This is a genomic window from Sphingobium sp. RC1, assembly GCF_059738765.1.
Genome location: NZ_AP027306.1, coordinates 1313633 through 1329855, shown reverse-complemented (window position 1 = coordinate 1329855; position 16223 = coordinate 1313633). Strand labels below are relative to the sequence as shown.

Below are 16223 nucleotides of genomic sequence, written 5' to 3'. Positions count from 1 at the left end.
GGGCAGCAACAGCCGCCGCCGATCACCGTCCCATATGCATGAAGTCGCGGTCGTAACTGCGCATATGCGCGCCACCATCGACATAGAGCGTCTGCCCGGTGACGGCGCTCGCCTGCGCCAGATAGAGAACCGCCTCCGCAATCTGCTCCGCCAGCGGCAGGCGGCCGAGCGGCATGGCCGATTGCAGCCTTTCCATCTGTGCCTCATCATAATCGGGCGTTGCGATGGTGAGGCCGGGCGCGACTGCGTTGACACGGATATGCGGAGCGAGGCTGGCGGCGGAAAGGCGGGTCAGCCCCGCCAGAGCCGACTTCGACAAGGTATAGGCCAGCTGATCGGCGTGCGGATGATCGATCCGCTGATCGAGGATATTGATGATACAACGATCCGCCACCCCTGCCGGGATGGTTGCGAACGATTTTGTAAGCAACGCGGGCGCGGCGCAGTTGACGGCATAATGCCGCATCAGATCCTCGGCGGAGACATTATCCAGCCGATCCTGGCCGAAGATCGCGGCGCTGTTCACCAATATGTCGGGCGGGCGGCCGAAGCGTTCGGCGACCTTGGCGACGAGTTCCTCGGCGCTTTCAGGATCAGAGAAGTCGGCGGTGAAGCCGTCCCATTCCGTGCCATTTTCATCGAGGGTCAGGGCAAGCGCCGAGTCCAGCCGCGTGTCATGGCTGCCGTGAATGGCCAGCGAATAACCGGCGCGTGCGAACCCGGCGGCAATGACGCCGCCCAGCCGCCTGTGACCGCCGGTGATCAGCGCCAGGCGCTTGTTCGCCAGCGGCAGCGGTCCTTCGGCCTGCCCGCGCGCACCGCCAAGGGGCCGGTAAGCGGGTGCTTCCTCGTCGCTCACGATTCGATGAGCTTCAGCACTTCCTCGCGACTTTTTTCGTCCTCGCGGAATACGCCGAGCATGCGACTGGTCTTCATCAGGACATTGGGTGTGCGAACGCCTCGGCCGGTCATGCAGCCATGCGTCGCCTCGATCACCACGGCCACCCCCTGGGGCTTCAGATGTTCCCAGATGCAGTTGGCGACTTCGGCGGTCAGGCGTTCCTGAACCTGAAGGCGGTTGGCGAAGGCGTGCAGAACGCGCGCCAGCTTTGAAATCCCGACCACATATTTGCCGGGCAGATAAGCGATATGCGCGCGGCCGATGATCGGCGCCATATGATGTTCGCAATGCGACTGGAACGGAATGTCCTTCAGCAGCACGATGTCGTCATAGCCGCCCACTTCATGGAAGATGCGCGACAGATGAAAAGCCGGATCGTCGCCATAGCCACGGCAATATTCCCGCCACGCACGCGCGACGCGTTCGGGAGTTTCCAGCAACCCCTCCCGTTCAGGATTGTCGCCGGACCAGCGGATCAAGGTGCGGATAGCCTCCGCCACTTTCGCGGGTACAACTTCCTTAATCGCTTCGCCTACAGCCTCGGCATCGGGATCATAGTCCATGGACGGCACTACTCCTCATTATCTTTGTTCAGGGCGCATATGGCGGCTATGTCAGCGGAACGCCAGCCCCCTTTACCGGGACTATGGACAGGGGTCATACCGGGTGGCACATCAACGCACATCACAAGAAGCCGATCCGATAAGCATGGCCGTCCCGTCGCCCTTCCCCCACCCATGGCATCAAGGCTGAGGCGTGCGGACTGAACGTATCGCAGCCGTGTTGCTGGCCGCCGGGACGTCGTCGCGCTTTGGCGAGGCGGACAAGCTGATGGCCGACCTCAATGGCAAGCCGGTCGTTGCCCATACGCTGGAAGCTGTCGCCTCCCTCGCCTTCGCCGAACTGGTGGCGGTGACGCGTCCCATCGCCGATGCTCCCGCCATTCATCGGAAACTGGAGAGGCGTGGTTACAGCGTTCTGGTCAATGACAAGCCTGAAGAGGGGCTGGCGAGCAGTATAGTGCTGGCCGTGAACCATGTCATGCCGATCAGGCGCTGCCGGGGCATTCTCATCTGCCTTGCCGACATGCCCTATGTGCCGCAGTCACATTATAACCGGATATGCCTGGCGGCGGAGGATGTGCGGTCGGTGGTAGCGAGTACGGACGGCTTTTCTTCCTCGCCGCCCGCCTTCATCGGACGAAAGCATTTTCCCGAGCTGCTGACCCTGCGCGGTGATCAGGGTGCCAGAGCGCTGTTGAGTCGAGGGCTTCAGATCGAAGCGATGAGCAGTTCGCTGGTCGATATCGACACGCCGGACGACCTGCCGCAGGGATAGCCGTTCAGCTCGACCGGGTGGGATCGGTCATCGGGTCGTCCATTTCCCGCACGTCGGGCATCCGGCCGATCGGCAGCGAACCGGTCTGCCGTTCCAGCATACGGTGAACGACTGGCGGATGAGGTCCGCTGTGCAGCAACGCAAGAGCGTCGGAATTGGCGGTATCCGCCATGGTCCGGCGGCTGTTGTGGCGGACATAGTCCAGCCAGGTGGAGACGTGATAACGCTCGACCCATAATTCGGGGTCGGCAAGGTCCCTGAGCAGCGACCAGCCATGCGCGCCGTCGCGGCGGCGAATGCGGCGGCGCTCGCTCATCGCGGTAAGGAAAGGCACTACGGAACCCGCCGGGATACGATATTCGATGGTGATGACGACTGGCCCGCTGCGTGGCTCTATGGGAACCGAGGTCTGCGGTTCCTGCCAGCGGTTCAGAAGGTCGAGATTTTCGTCGCCGGTCTGGGATAGCGGCAGGAAAAGGCCGACCATCGCCGCCAAGAACTGCACCCCGGCGGCGATGTGGAGCGACGTCACCACGCCCATATGTTCCGCCAGCCAACCGAACAGCCAGGCGCCCAGTGCCATGCCGCCAAATGCCGTCATCTGGTAAAGGGCGACGGCCCGCGCCAGCACCCATCGGGGCGCGGACATCTGGACCGACACGTTGAAGGTAGACAGCGCGATGACCCAGCCAGCGCCGCAGAGCAGGAGCCCTGCTATGGCCACAAGCAGCCAGCCGGTGGAAGCCGTGATCGCGGTGCCTATTGCCAACGCAAGGGCGGCCGAGCGCACGATGGTTTCGATGGCGAAGCGGCGGCGAAGCCTGCCTGATGAGAGCGCGCCCAGGACTGCGCCTATGCCGAACGCCCCGCTCAGGATGCCGAAGGTAAGGGCGTCGCCCTTCAACAGGTCGCGCGCCACCAGAGGCATGAGGGCGGACACCGCGCTCGCGCCGATGCCGAAAGCTCCTGCGCGCATCAGGACCAGCTGAATCTTGGGCGACATGGCGACATATCGCGCGCCTGCCCTCATCGCGAGGCCGAGGCGCTCGCGCGGCAGGAGCTTCGGCCCGCGTTCCGGCTGCCAGCGGAGGAGCACGATGGTCAGGGCAATGTAGCTGAGTGCATTGGTGAGGAAGGCGGCCGCGGCGCCTGCCGCTGCGACGATGATGCCGCCGAGTGCGGGGCCGACACTGCGCGCGAGGTTGAAGCCCATGCTGTTGAGGGCGACAGCGCTGGGCAGTTGGGATCGCGGGACCATGTCACCGACCGATGCTTGCCAGGCGGGACCGTTGATCGCGGTGGCGCAGCCGACGAGGAAGGTGAAGGCCAGTAGCGACCAGGGTGTGAGCAACCCGAGCCACGCGAATAGCGCGAGCGACGCGGACACCAGCAGCATCGACAGCTGGCAGGCGAGCATGACGAGGCGGCGGTCGAGATTGTCGGCGACCGCGCCTGCCCAGAGCGAGAGCAGCATGATCGGCAACGTCGTCGAGGCGGGAACCAGCGCGACGAGCATGGGGGAGCCCGACAGCGAGGTCATCATCCATGCCGCGCCGACCGACTGAATCAGCCCGCCGAAGTTGGACGCGAGGCTGGCGAACCATACCGCGCGGAAGATGGGGATGGCGAAGGGCGATGGCGCTGGAGGAGAATCTGCCTCTGACACGAAAAATGCATGAACCCGAAAACGATTGGAGCGTCAAACGTGGAAGGAAGGGAAGCAGTTCAATGTTAAAGCGAATAGGCTTGCACTTTACGTAAACGTAAATACATTTGCGGCGCGCCTGACGCCAATGCCGAGAGGAATGACCGAGCGATGGAAGCCTTTATCTACGATGCCGTAAGGACGCCCCGTGGCCGGGGCAAGCCGGACGGGTCGCTGCATGAGATCACCCCTGTCCAGCTGGCGACGCAGGTGCTGGAGGCGGTGCGGGACCGTAACTCCATTGACACGGCGGATGTGGACGATGTGATCCTTGGATGCGTTACCCCGATCGGCGAGCAAGGCGGAGACATCGCCCGCGCCGCCGTGCTGAACGCCGATTATGAGCAGACGGTGCCGGGCGTGCAGATCAACCGTTTCTGTGCATCGGGGCTGGAAGCGGTGAACATGGCCGCAGCGAAAATCTATTCGGGCGAAGCGGGATTGGCGATTGGTGGCGGCGTGGAATCGATGAGCCGCGTGCCGATGTCAGCGGACGGCGGCGCGATCGCGATGGACCCGGCGGTCGCCTACAAAACCTATTTCGCGCCGCAGGGCATCGGCGCCGATGTGATCGCGACCAAGTTCGGAATCAGCCGCGACGACGCCGACGCCTATGCGGTGGAGAGCCAGCGGAGGGCCAAGGCGGCCTGGGACGAAGGGCGCTTTGCCAAGTCGATCATTCCGGTGCGTGACGTGATCGGCGAAGTGGTGCTGGACCATGACGAGCATATGCGGCCCGATGCGACGATGCAGTCGCTCGCCGCGCTGAAGCCGAGCTTTGCCGCGCTGGGCGAGGAGATGCCGGGCTTCGACGCCATCGCACTGCTCAAATATCCAGAGCTGGAACGGGTGAACCATGTCCATCATGCGGGCAACAGCAGCGGCATCGTCGATGGCGCGGCGGCGGTGCTGGTCGGCAACAAGGAGATGGGCGAGAAATATGGCCTGAAGCCGCGCGCCCGGATCAAGGCGATGGCGTCGATCGGATCGGAGCCGCTGATCATGCTGACGGGGCCGGAGTTTGTTGCGGGCAAGCTGCTCAACCGGGCGGGGATGAGCAGCCATGACATCGACCTTTGGGAACTGAACGAAGCCTTTGCGAGCGTGGTGCTGCGCTACATGCAGGCGATGGATTTGGACCATGACAAGATCAATGTGAATGGCGGCGCGATCGCGATGGGCCATCCGCTGGGCGCGACTGGTGCGATGGTGCTGGGGACGGCTCTGGATGAGTTGGAGCGGTCGGGCAAGGGCACGGCGCTGGTGAACCTGTGCGTGGGTGCCGGCATGGGAACCGGGATTATTATCGAGCGGGTTTGAAAACGGGTTGGTAGTGGGCTGATCCGAGCGCGGCTCTGGAGGATGGCCCCCACCCCAACCCCTCCCCTGAAGGGGAGGGGCTAAAAGGAGAGCAGGATCGTGCAGACCATCAATTTTGACATCGATGCGGACGGCATCGCCACGCTGACCATCGATGTGCCGGGCCAGTCGATGAATGTCATCGGGCCGGAATTTCTGGCCGATCTGGATGAGGCGATTACGCGCATCGGTTCTGACGAAGCGATCAAGGGCGCGGTAATTGCTTCAGGCAAGGACAGCGGGTTCATGGCGGGCATGGACCTCAAATATTTTGGGTCGATGCTGGCGAGCGGCGCGGGAAAGCGCCCTGCCCCGGGCGAGATTTTCGAGCAGGTTTTCGTGCTGAACCAGCTGTTCCGGCGGCTGGAGACGTGCGGCAAGCCGGTTGCGTGCGCGATCGAGGGCACCTGCGTGGGCGGCGGGTTTGAACTGGCGCTGGCCTGTCATCGGCGGGTGGTGGGCGATAGTCCCAAGACCCAACTGGGCCTGCCTGAAATCTTGATCGGCCTGTTTCCCGGCGGTGGCGGATCACAGCGGTTGCCGCGCCTGATCGGGTTGCAGGCGGCGCTGATGTACATGTTGCAGGGCAAGCTGTTCCGCCCGGCCGAAGCGGCGATGCTGAAGGCCGTCGATGAAGTCGTGCCGCAGGGCACGGCGGTCGAGAGGGCGAAAGAGTGGGTGAAGGCGAACCCGTCCGCCAGCGCGCAACCGTGGGACGTCAAGGGGTTCAAGTTCCCGGGTGGCGCGGGCGCGTTCAATCCTGCTTTCGTGCAGACGATGGTCGGCGCGGTGCCGATGACGTTGAAGCAGACGCAGCGGAACATGAATGCGCCCACCGCTTTGCTGTCGGCGATGTATGAAGGCGCGCTGCTGCCGTTCGACCAGGCGATCCGGGTCGAGAGCAAATATTTCGCAAAGGTCGCGGCCGATCCGCAGGCGGCGAACATGATCCGTAGCCTGTTCGTCAACAAGAACGCCGCCGAACGTGGTGCGCGGCGGCCGAAGGACCAGCCAAAGGCGCCGACGAAGAAGCTCGCCATGCTGGGCGCTGGCATGATGGGTGCGGGGATTGCGACGGTGGCGGCGCAGGCGGGCATGGAGGTCATGCTGTTCGACCGTGACCTGGCTTATGCGGAAAAGGGCAAGGCGCATGTCGAGGATGTGCTGAAGAAGCGGCTGGGCCGTGGCATGACGCCGGAGAAGATGGCCGAGACGCTGGCGCGCGTGACGCCGACGACCGACTATGCGGCGCTTGCCGGAGCCGACTTCGTGATCGAGGCGGTGTTCGAGGATGTCGCGATCAAGGCGGAGGTCACGAAGAAGGTCGAAGAGGTGCTCGGCTCCGATGTTATATTCGGGTCCAACACATCGACCTTGCCGATCACGAAGCTCGCCAAAGCGTGGAGCAAGCCTGCCAATTTCATCGGCATCCATTTCTTTTCCCCGGTCGAGAAGATGCCGCTGGTCGAGATCATTCTGGGCAAGGAAACCGGCCCGGCCGCAATCGCCAAGGCGCTGGATTTCGTCAGCCAGATCAAGAAGACGCCGATCGTCGTCAATGACTCGCGCGGCTTCTATACCTCGCGCTGTTTCGGCACCTATGTGCAGGAAGGCGTGGAGATGGTGGCCGAGGGGATCAACCCGGCGCTCATCGAAAATGCCGGGCGGCAATTGGGGATGCCGGTGGGGCCGCTGGCGGTCGGCGACGAGGTTTCCATCGAGCTAGGCCACAAGATCGTCGTCGCGGCGCAGAAGGAATTGGGCGATACCTATGTGGCGCAGCCGTCGGACGCGGTGATGGCGCGCATGGTCGAGCTGGGGCGGCTGGGCCGTAAGAGCGCGAAGGGATGGTATGATTATCCCGAGGGTGGGAAGAAGCATCTGTGGCCGGGGCTGGAAGAGATGTTCCCGCGTGCGGCGGTGCAGCCTGATGTGGAGGAAGTGAAGGAGCGGCTGCTCTACCGGCAGCTGGTGGAATGTGCGCGCTGTTATGAGGAAGGCGTGCTGGAAACGGTGGAGGATGGCGATCTGGGCGCGATCTTCGGCTGGGGCTTTGCGCCCTGGACCGGTGGGCCGTTCAGCCATATGGATACGGTCGGGATTGGGCATGTCGTGGCGGTACTGGAGCGGCTGGCGGCGCGGCATGGGGATCGCTTTGCGCCGACTTTGCAGTTGCAGGACATGGCGGCGAGTGGGGCGACTTTCTATGATGAAGGGGTGAAGGCTGCGGCTTGAATTTCTCTCCTTCGTTCGGGCTGAGCCTGTCGAAGCCTTCTGCTTCTAAGAAGAAAAGTCCTTCGACAAGCTCAGGACGAACGGAGGTGAGATACGGAGGTTAGGTTGGAGTGAGCCACGCCACCTGATCGCGCTGGTCGTCCGATTGATCTCGCAGCGCAGCACGGAAGGCTGTCAATCATTCGGTCAGTGCGTTAGGTCTCGCCCGACATTTTCGGGAGACATGCCTTTTATGAGCGAAAAGCCCACGGTTCTGGTCACAGGTGGTGCCGGTTATATTGGAAGCCATGCGGTGCTGGCCCTGCGCGATGCGGGGTATGGCGTCGTCGTGATCGACAATCTGGTGACGGGTTTTCGCTGGGCAGTGCCGGAGGATGTGGCTTTCGTCGAAGGCGATATTGCCGACCACCCGCTGGTGCAGAAGGCGCTGCGCGATCATGACGTCAAGGCGATCATGCATTTTGCCGGGTCGGTCGTGGTGCCGGAATCGGTCGAGAACCCGCTGAAATATTATCATAATAACAGCGCCAAGACCCGTGACCTGATCGAGAGCGCTGTGACGGTCGGCGTGCCGCATTTCATCTTTTCCTCCACCGCCGCGACCTATGGCATTCCAGAGGAAAGCCCGGTCAGGGAGACGACGCCGCAACGGCCGATCAATCCCTATGGCATGTCCAAGCTGATGACCGAATATATGCTGCGCGATGTGAGCGCGGCGCATCCGATGAACTTCTGCGCGCTGCGTTATTTCAACGTTGCGGGCGCCGATCCGCAGGGGCGGACGGGGCAGTCGACCGCGGGCGCGACACACCTCATCAAGGTGGCGGTCGAGGCCGCGCTGGGGAAGCGGGAGTTTGTGTCGGTGTTCGGGACGGATTTCGATACGCCCGATGGGACCGGCGTGCGCGATTATATCCATGTCACCGATCTGGCGGCGGCGCATGTGCTGGCGCTGGATGCGCTGATGGCCAAGCCGGAACAGAATTATCTGCTCAATTGCGGCTATGGGCGTGGTTTTTCGGTGCTGGAAGTGCTGGATGCGGTCGATCGAGTGACGAACATCAAGATCGAGCGGCGGATGGAAGGACGGCGCGCGGGTGATCCGGACTCGCTGATCTCCGACAACCGTGCGATCATGGCGGAGTTCCCCTGGCAGCCGCGCCATGCCGATCTGGACCAGATCGTCGCGCATGCGCTGGCATGGGAGCGTAAGCTGACCGACATACGGGGCGACCGCGATGCCCACTGAACATCTTTTCGTTGATGGCGCGCTTGCCGCTGCCGACATGGCGCGGCGGATCGCGGTGGTGCTGGGCGATGCCATCGCGGCGCGGGGCGTGGCGACGATCGCGCTGTCTGGCGGGCGGTCTCCCCGGCCGGTGCTGGAGGCGCTGTCGGGTGCTGCGCTGGAGTGGGACAAGGTCGTCGTGACGCTGGTCGATGAGCGATGGGTGGCGGCGGATCATGCGGACAGCAACGAGCGGCTGGTCCGCGAGACGCTGTTGCAGGGCGCGGCGGCGAAGGCGCAGTTTGTGGGCATGAAGAATGACGGGGCGGATGCCTATGCCGGGCAGGCGGCTTGCGAGGCGGCGCTGGCGGAGTTGCCCTGGCCGCTGGATATCGTGCTGTTGGGGATGGGCGAGGATGGGCATACGGCTTCGCTGTTTCCGGAGGCGAAGGAATTGGCGGACGGGCTTTCCACCCATGCGCTGACGGTTGCGCTGACGCCGCCTGCCGCGCCGCATCAGCGCATGTCTTTGAGCGCCAGGGCGATCGTGAAGAGCCGACATATTTTCTTGCAGATTGGCGGGGCCGCGAAGAAGGCGGTCTATGACCGGGCGCTGGCTGGCGGGCCGGTCGAGGAGCTGCCGATCCGGGTGGCGCTGTGCCAGCATGGCGTGTCGGTCGAGGTCTGGATTTCGGAGTGAGGCGCGCATGATTGCGCAGATCGATCCTTTTCACGCCATCGCCATCGGAGTGGAGGCGCATCGGCTGGAGGCCGAGGGGCGGTCCATCCTGCATATGGAGTTCGGGCAGCCTTCGACCGGCGCGCCTGCCGCTGCGATCGCGGAGGCGCATCAGGTGCTGGACAGCGATCCGATGGGCTATTGGGAAAGCCCGGCGCTGAAGGAGCGGATCGGGCTGCTGTATCGGGAACGCTATGGCGTGGCGGTGGCGGCGGAGCAGATATTGCTGACTTGCGGCGCTTCGCCGGGGCTGGTGCTGGCGCTCAGTTGCCTGTTCGCGCCGGGCGCGCGGGTGGCGACGGCGCGGCCGGGCTATGTGGCGTATCGCAATACGCTCAAGGCGCTTTACCTGGAGCCGGTCGAGGTGGATTGCGGACCCGCCGAGCGATATCAGATCAGCGCGGCGGCGCTGGAGGCGATGGAGCCTGCACCCGACGGCGTGATCATCGCGAGTCCGGCCAATCCTACGGGCACGATCATTCCTGCTGACGAGATGGCGCGAATCGCGGCGGTTTGCGCGCGGCGCGGGATCAGGATCGTGTCGGACGAGATTTATCACGGCCTGTCCTATGAGGAGACGGCACATTCGATGCTGGAATTCGCGCCCGATACGGTGGTGGTGAACAGCTTTTCCAAATATTTTTCGATGGCTGGGTGGCGGCTTGGCTGGGTCGTGTTTCCGCAACCGTTGGTGGATGCGGCGCGGGCGCGGATGGGGAATTTGTTCCTGACGCCCCCTTCCCTCGCGCAGCATGCGGGGTTGAAGGCGTTTGACTGCCTGGATGAGCTGGAGGGGCATGTCGCGAACTACCGGCGGAACCGGGAATTGCTGTTGGCGGCGCTCCCCGCGCTGGGCCTCAAGGAAATCGCGCCGCCGGATGGGGCTTTCTATATCTATGCCGATGTCGGGCATCTGACGGAGGACAGCCTGTCCTTCTGCCAGAGACTGCTGGAAGAAACCGGCGTGGCGACGGCGCCGGGGATCGATTTTGATCCGGTGGATGGGCACCGGCATATTCGCATCAGCTTTGCCGTTTCTACGGATCGGGTGGAGGAAGCAATCCGGCGGTTGGTGCCATGGTTTGCGGCTCAGCGGCAGCAGGTTTAGGATTTCACGCGGAGACGCGGAGGAAGTTCTGAGAGGTTTACGTCATGCCAGCGGACGCTGGCATGACGTAAAGTTGTTCATGACGTGAAGCTGTGGGGGTCTCTGCTCACAAATACGGCTGGGTGAATGTTCACCCGCTGTTTGATCCATTATGGATCGACCGCCGCCGATTAACTGGAATTGTCATCTTTTTACGCTAGGGAAGCCCTGCGACCCGAGGCTTTTACCTGGTAAAAGCCCCCCTGGCCCGGCGGCTTCATGCTGCCGGGTCTTTGTTTTTATCGACGGAGGATGGTGCGGCTGAGCGGAGCGAAATTGCACCCGCGCGAAGGGTTGGCGGGCGGCATCGCGCAAACAAAGATGGTGCGGGCGGTCGGAATCGAACCGACACTCCTTTCGGAACCGGATTTTGAGTCCGGCGCGTCTACCAGTTTCACCACGCCCGCTTGCATGGCCTGCCCGCGCCAAATGGCAAAATCAGGTGCCAGCGTCCAGACAAAAATCAGTCACGGTGCAGGATAAAACTGTCGGGCGGTTGCAGGGGCGCCCCTGCGCCGATAGCCTGCTTGCGTAACGAAACCGTACCGCTATAGGACCGTTTCGTGCAGACCTGAAAATTCCTCCCAACGGAAAAGGGCATCCTTTGACCGATCCGTCTGCCACGTTCCTGCTTTTCGGTGCCACCGGCGATCTGGCGCACCGCATGATCTTTCCGTCGCTCTATAATCTGCTTAGCGATGGTCTGCTGCCCGATGACTTCATGATCGTGGCGTCGGGCCGCACGGAGATGGACGACGAAGCGTTCCGCGCCGACATCGACAAGGCGCTGCAAAAGTTCGTCGGCGCCGATCGCTATGATGCGGAGGTCGCGGCGCGGCTGAAGGCGATGATCGGCTATCAGCCCGTCGAAGCGGGGAAGCCGGAGCAATTCAGGAAGCTGGCGAAGCGGCTCGATGGACGGGCCGAGCGCGGGCTGTCAGTCTATCTGTCGACGCCCCCTTCCCTCTTCGCGCCCACCGCCGAGGGACTGGCCGAGGCGGGGCTGATCACGCCGACGACGCGGATCGCGATGGAAAAGCCGATCGGCAAGGACCTCGCTTCTTCGAAGGAGGTCAATAACGGCATCGGCGCCTTGTTCGACGAAAGCCAGATTTTCCGGGTCGACCATTATCTGGGCAAGGAGACGGTGCAGAACCTGCTCGCCCTGCGCTTTGGCAATGTGATGTTCGAGCCTTTGTGGAATGCCACGGCGATCGACCATGTGCAGATCACGGTGGGCGAGACGGTCGGTCTGGAAGGCCGGGTTTCCTATTATGACGGCGTCGGCGCGCTGCGCGACATGGTGCAGAACCATGTGCTGCAAATCCTGTCGATCATCGCGATGGAGCCCCCTGCCCGCATGGACCCGACCGCCGTGCGCGACGAGAAGGTGAAGGTGCTGCGATCACTGCGCCCGATGACGGCGGAGACGGTGAAGATGAACAGCGTGCGCGGTCAATATACGCCAGGCGCGGTCGGCGGCGAGATCGTCACCGGCTATAGTGACGAATTGGGCAAGGCTTCCGACACGGAAACCTTCGTCGCGTTGAAGGCCCATATCGACAATTGGCGCTGGCAGGGCGTTCCCTTCTACCTGCGCACAGGCAAGCGGATGCCGACGCGCCAGTCGGAAATCCAGATTCAATTCAAGCCTGTGCGCCACTCGATTTTCGGGCGCAATGGGGGACTGGAGCCCAACACGCTGATCATCCGGCTTCAGCCCGACGAATATATCCGCCTGCTGATCATGAGCAAAAGGCCGGGGCTGGAGCGCGACGTCCATCTGGAGGAAGTGACGTTAGACGTGTCGCTGACCGCCGCCTTTGCAGGGCAGCGCCGTCGCATCGCCTATGAAAGGCTTATCCTTGACCTTCTGTCAGGTGACCAGACTTTGTTCGTGCGCCGGGACGAGGTCGAAGCGCAGTGGACATGGATCGATTCCATCATCGACGGCTGGAAGGAAGCAGGGGTGAAGCCTTCGCCCTACGCTTCGGGGAACTGGGGGCCGTCTTCGGCCATTGCCCTGATTGAACGAGACGGAGCCAGCTGGCATGACTGACCTACATCCGGTGATCGCCAAGGTCACCGAACGCATCGTAAAGCGGAGCGCGCCGCGCCGCCGCCAATATCTCGACCTGATCGAGCGTGGCCGGGATGCCGGGACCAACCGCGCGCAACTGTCCTGCGGCAATTTGGCGCATGGCTTTGCGGCGAGCGGCGAGGACAAGCCGGTGATCCGCACCGGCGGCGCGATGAATATCGGCATCGTCACCGCTTATAATGACATGCTGTCGGCGCATCAGCCCTATGGCCGCTATCCCGAAGCGATCAAGATCGCCGCGCGCGAAGTCGGCGCGACGGCGCAGGTAGCAGGCGGCGTACCCGCAATGTGCGATGGCGTGACGCAGGGACAGGCGGGCATGGACCTGTCGCTTTTTTCCCGCGACACGATCGCGCTTTCGACGGCGATTGCCCTGTCCCACGCGATGTTCGAAGGCGCGCTGCTGCTGGGCATTTGCGACAAGATCGTGCCGGGGCTGCTGATCGGTGCGCTGCGTTTTGGGCATCTGCCGACGATCCTTGTGCCTGCCGGGCCGATGCCTTCAGGGCTGGCGAACAAGGAGAAGGTGCGGATCAGGCAGCTGTACGCCGAGGGCAAGGTCGGCAAGGAAGAGCTGCTGGAATCCGAAAGCGCCAGCTATCATGGCGCGGGCACCTGCACCTTTTACGGGACGGCCAATTCGAACCAGATGATGATGGAAGTCATGGGGCTGCACATGCCCTGCGCATCTTTCGTCAATCCGGGCACGAAGCTGCGCAGCGAGCTGACGCGGGCAGCAGTGCATCGGCTGGCGAGCATCGGCTGGGATGGCGATGATTATCGGCCGCTGGGCCATTGCATTGATGAAAAGGCAATCGTCAACGCGATCATCGGCCTGATGGCGACGGGCGGATCGACCAATCATGCGATCCATATCCCCGCCATTGCGCGAGCAGCGGGCATTCATGTCGATTGGACCGACTTTGCCGAGATTTCGGATGTCGTGCCTCTGCTGGCGCGGGTCTATCCCAATGGTGCCGGGGACGTGAACAACTTCCATATGGCGGGCGGAATGTCGGTGGTGATCCGCGAACTGCTGGACAATGGTCTGCTGCATCGGGACATCATGACTGTCGCGCGCGCGGACCTGACCGATTATGGCAAGGAGCCGGTGCTGGAGGATGAGGCGCTGCAATGGCGGGACGTCCCGGCATCGCGCGATGAAGCGATCCTGCGCCCGGTTTCCAACGCGTTCAGCCCCGATGGCGGCATGCGGCTGCTGGCGGGGAATCTTGGCCGTTGCGTCATGAAGGTGAGCGCGGTGGACAAGGATCGATGGACGGTCGAGGCCCCGGCGGCGATCTTCCACGATCAGGATGATGTGCTGCGCGCTTTCAAGGCGGGCGAGCTGGAGCGCGACGTTGTCGTCGTCATGCGGTTCCAGGGGCCGCGCGCCAATGGCATGCCGGAGTTGCACAAACTGACCCCGGCGTTGGGCGTGTTGCAGGATCGTGGGTTCCGCGTGGCGTTGCTGACCGACGGGCGTATGTCAGGCGCTTCGGGCAAGGTGCCTGCGGCGATCCACCTGTCTCCCGAGGCTTTGGGCGGTGGACCGATCGCCAAGCTGCGTGACGGTGACATGGTCCGGGTCTGCGCGGAAAAGGGCTTGGTCGAGGCGCTGGTCGAGGCGAAGGAATGGGAGGCGCGGGAGATGCCCGTGCCGCCGCCTGCGCCCTATGACACGGGGCGCGAGCTGTTCGCACTGTTCCGGCATAATAGCGATCTTGCTGAACAGGGCGCTTCGCCGATCCTGGCTGCGATGGAAGCTGAATTATAATCCCCCACCCGTCATGCCAGCGCATGCTGGCATCTCAGGCGAGAGGGCACGGCCCGGCCTCACGAGATCCCAGCTTACGCTGGGATGACGATATGATTGGAGAGGTCCTATGACCGACATCATCGCTGCCGACATTGGCGGCACCAATGCCCGCTTCGCACGGGCCAAGCTGAACGCGCGCAATGTCCCGACGCTGGGCAAGGTGCGAAAATATAAGGTTGCCGACTTTCCCAGCCTGCAGGCCTGCTGGGCCGCATTCGCGCATGATGAGGGCGGCGACCTGCCCAAGGCGGCGGCCATTGCCTTTGCTACGGCGATCGGGCGGGACGTTATCAAGCTGACCAACAGCAGCTGGATGATTCGTCCGGATACGCTGGATGAAGAACTGGGCCTGAAGCAGATGCGGCTGGTCAATGATTTCGAAGCGGTAGCGCATGCCGTCGCCCGCCTGCCCGACGACAATCTGCCGCTGCTGTTCGGGCAGGACCGGCCTTTTCCCCGCGACGGCGGCGTTACGGTGGTGGGGCCAGGAACAGGCCTTGGCGTCGCGATGATCGCATTCGACGATGGCGAGCCGCATGTGATCGCGACCGAAGGCGGGCATCTCGACTTCGCCCCGCTTGATACGCTGGAGGAAAAGATCCTCGCCTATCTGCGCGACAAGTTCCTGCGCGTGTCGACCGAGCGGATCGTGTCGGGGCCGGGGCTCAACAATATCTACAAGGCGATGGCAACGATCGGCCATGACCGCGTCGTCCTGATGGAGGATGCAGAACTGTGGCAGGCCGCGATCGACGGCACGGACGAATTCGCTCGCGCGGCCTTCGATCGCTTGTGCCTTTGTTATGGATCGGTCGTGGGCGACCTTGCGCTGGCGCAGGGGCCGAACGCGGTCGTGCTGGCAGGCGGACTGACGCAACGGATGCGCGGCTTGCTGCCACAGAGCGGCTTTCATCGGCGCTTCATCGCCAAGGGGCGGTTTGAAAGCCTGATGGCGACGGTGCCCATCCGCCTTGCGGTGCATGAAGAGATTGGACTTTACGGGGCGGCCGCCGCCTTTCGGGAGAAGAAATAATGTCGCTCAGCGTTGAACAGGTCATGGAGCTGGCGCCGGTCATCCCGGTGTTGGTGGTGGATCGGGTGGAAGACGCGCTGCCCATCGCGCAGGCTCTGGTGAAGGGCGGCCTACCCGCGCTGGAAGTGACGCTGCGGACGCCTGCCGCGCTTGACGTGATCCGCGAGATGGCGAAGGTCGAGGGCGCGGTCGTCGGCGCTGGCACTGTGCTGAACCCGTCGCAACTGGACGCGGCAATGGAGGCAGGCGCGCGGTTCATCGTCAGCCCTGGCCTCACTGAACCGCTGGGCAAGGCGGCGATCGCGGCGCGGGTGCCTTTTCTTCCGGGAACGGCCACGGCAGGCGACATCATGCGCGGGCTGGACCTGGGCCTCACCCATTTCAAATTTTTCCCGGCGGAGACTTCGGGCGGGCTGCCCGCTTTGAAGGCGCTGGCCGCGCCGCTGCATGTCGCGCGCTTTTGCCCGACGGGCGGCATCACGGCGGAAAGCGCGCCCAAATGGCTAGCCGAACCCTTTGTGAAATGCGTCGGCGGTAGCTGGGTCGTGCCCAAGGGGCCGGTCGATGCCGCGAAGATCGAGGCTTTGGCGCGCGAGGCGGCGGCCCTGCCGCGCTGAC

General features: G+C 63.3%; 13 protein-coding genes and 1 tRNA gene. 10 read left to right on the top strand and 4 right to left on the bottom strand.

What is annotated here, in order from left to right; genetic code table 11:
• Positions 1-22 precede the first annotated feature (22 nt).
• Both AC6JBC_RS06570 and folE read right to left on the bottom strand, forming a co-directional pair.
• Complete coding sequence (locus AC6JBC_RS06570) at positions 23-859, bottom strand: SDR family oxidoreductase (protein WP_498023475.1); 837 nt, start codon at positions 857-859, stop codon at positions 23-25.
• Positions 856-1464, bottom strand: a complete 609-nt coding sequence (gene folE / locus AC6JBC_RS06565) for a GTP cyclohydrolase I FolE (protein ID WP_196225909.1) — start codon at positions 1462-1464, stop codon at positions 856-858. The genes AC6JBC_RS06570 and folE overlap by 4 nt, the downstream gene beginning before the upstream one ends.
• A 193-nt stretch (positions 1465-1657) precedes the next feature.
• Here folE and AC6JBC_RS06560 point away from each other — a divergent pair, with 193 nt between their 5' ends.
• Positions 1658-2239: a nucleotidyltransferase family protein gene (locus AC6JBC_RS06560; protein ID WP_498023472.1), complete on the top strand. Its 582-nt coding sequence runs from the start codon at positions 1658-1660 to the stop codon at positions 2237-2239.
• Between the two features lie 4 nt (positions 2240-2243).
• Here AC6JBC_RS06560 and AC6JBC_RS06555 read toward each other — a convergent pair whose 3' ends face one another.
• Entirely contained in the window at positions 2244-3905 is a 1662-nt protein-coding gene (locus AC6JBC_RS06555) for an MFS transporter (protein WP_498023470.1), read from the bottom strand.
• Positions 3906-4055: 150 nt separating this feature from the next.
• On the opposite strand from AC6JBC_RS06555, the gene AC6JBC_RS06550 reads away from it, so the two are divergent.
• From AC6JBC_RS06550 to AC6JBC_RS06530, 5 genes are all read left to right on the top strand, one after another.
• Positions 4056-5264 (top strand): acetyl-CoA C-acetyltransferase, encoded by a 1209-nt coding sequence (locus tag AC6JBC_RS06550; RefSeq protein WP_498023468.1) that lies wholly within the window; start codon positions 4056-4058, stop codon positions 5262-5264.
• Between the two features lie 99 nt (positions 5265-5363).
• Positions 5364-7538 carry a 3-hydroxyacyl-CoA dehydrogenase NAD-binding domain-containing protein gene (locus tag AC6JBC_RS06545; RefSeq protein ID WP_498023466.1) on the top strand — a complete coding sequence of 725 codons (2175 nt, stop codon included), beginning with the start codon at positions 5364-5366 and terminating at the stop codon, positions 7536-7538.
• 232 nt (positions 7539-7770) lie between these two features.
• The gene (gene galE, locus AC6JBC_RS06540) at positions 7771-8787 is read left to right on the top strand and encodes a UDP-glucose 4-epimerase GalE (RefSeq protein ID WP_498023464.1); all 1017 of its coding nucleotides are present in this window, start codon (positions 7771-7773) and stop codon (positions 8785-8787) included.
• Positions 8777-9466 carry a 6-phosphogluconolactonase gene (gene pgl, locus AC6JBC_RS06535; protein ID WP_498023462.1) on the top strand — a complete coding sequence of 230 codons (690 nt, stop codon included), beginning with the start codon at positions 8777-8779 and terminating at the stop codon, positions 9464-9466. The genes galE and pgl overlap by 11 nt, the downstream gene beginning before the upstream one ends.
• Positions 9467-9473: 7 nt before the next feature.
• Positions 9474-10613, top strand: a complete 1140-nt coding sequence (locus tag AC6JBC_RS06530; protein WP_498023460.1) for an aminotransferase class I/II-fold pyridoxal phosphate-dependent enzyme — start codon at positions 9474-9476, stop codon at positions 10611-10613.
• Between the two features lie 361 nt (positions 10614-10974).
• On the opposite strand, the gene AC6JBC_RS06525 is transcribed toward AC6JBC_RS06530, so the two are convergent.
• Positions 10975-11059, bottom strand: a tRNA-Leu gene (locus AC6JBC_RS06525).
• Between the two features lie 197 nt (positions 11060-11256).
• Here AC6JBC_RS06525 and zwf point away from each other — a divergent pair.
• From zwf to eda, 4 genes are all read left to right on the top strand, one after another.
• Entirely contained in the window at positions 11257-12711 is a 1455-nt protein-coding gene (gene zwf, locus AC6JBC_RS06520; protein ID WP_498023458.1) for a glucose-6-phosphate dehydrogenase, read from the top strand.
• Positions 12704-14530: a phosphogluconate dehydratase gene (edd, locus tag AC6JBC_RS06515; protein WP_498023456.1), complete on the top strand. Its 1827-nt coding sequence runs from the start codon at positions 12704-12706 to the stop codon at positions 14528-14530. The genes zwf and edd overlap by 8 nt, the downstream gene beginning before the upstream one ends.
• Before the next feature lie 109 nt (positions 14531-14639).
• A complete protein-coding gene (gene glk, locus AC6JBC_RS06510; protein WP_498023454.1) occupies positions 14640-15605 on the top strand; it encodes a glucokinase in 966 nt (321 codons plus the stop codon).
• Positions 15605-16222 carry a bifunctional 4-hydroxy-2-oxoglutarate aldolase/2-dehydro-3-deoxy-phosphogluconate aldolase gene (gene eda / locus AC6JBC_RS06505; RefSeq protein ID WP_449473134.1) on the top strand — a complete coding sequence of 206 codons (618 nt, stop codon included), beginning with the start codon at positions 15605-15607 and terminating at the stop codon, positions 16220-16222. Before glk ends, eda begins: the two co-directional genes overlap by 1 nt.
• Position 16223 lies beyond the last annotated feature (1 nt).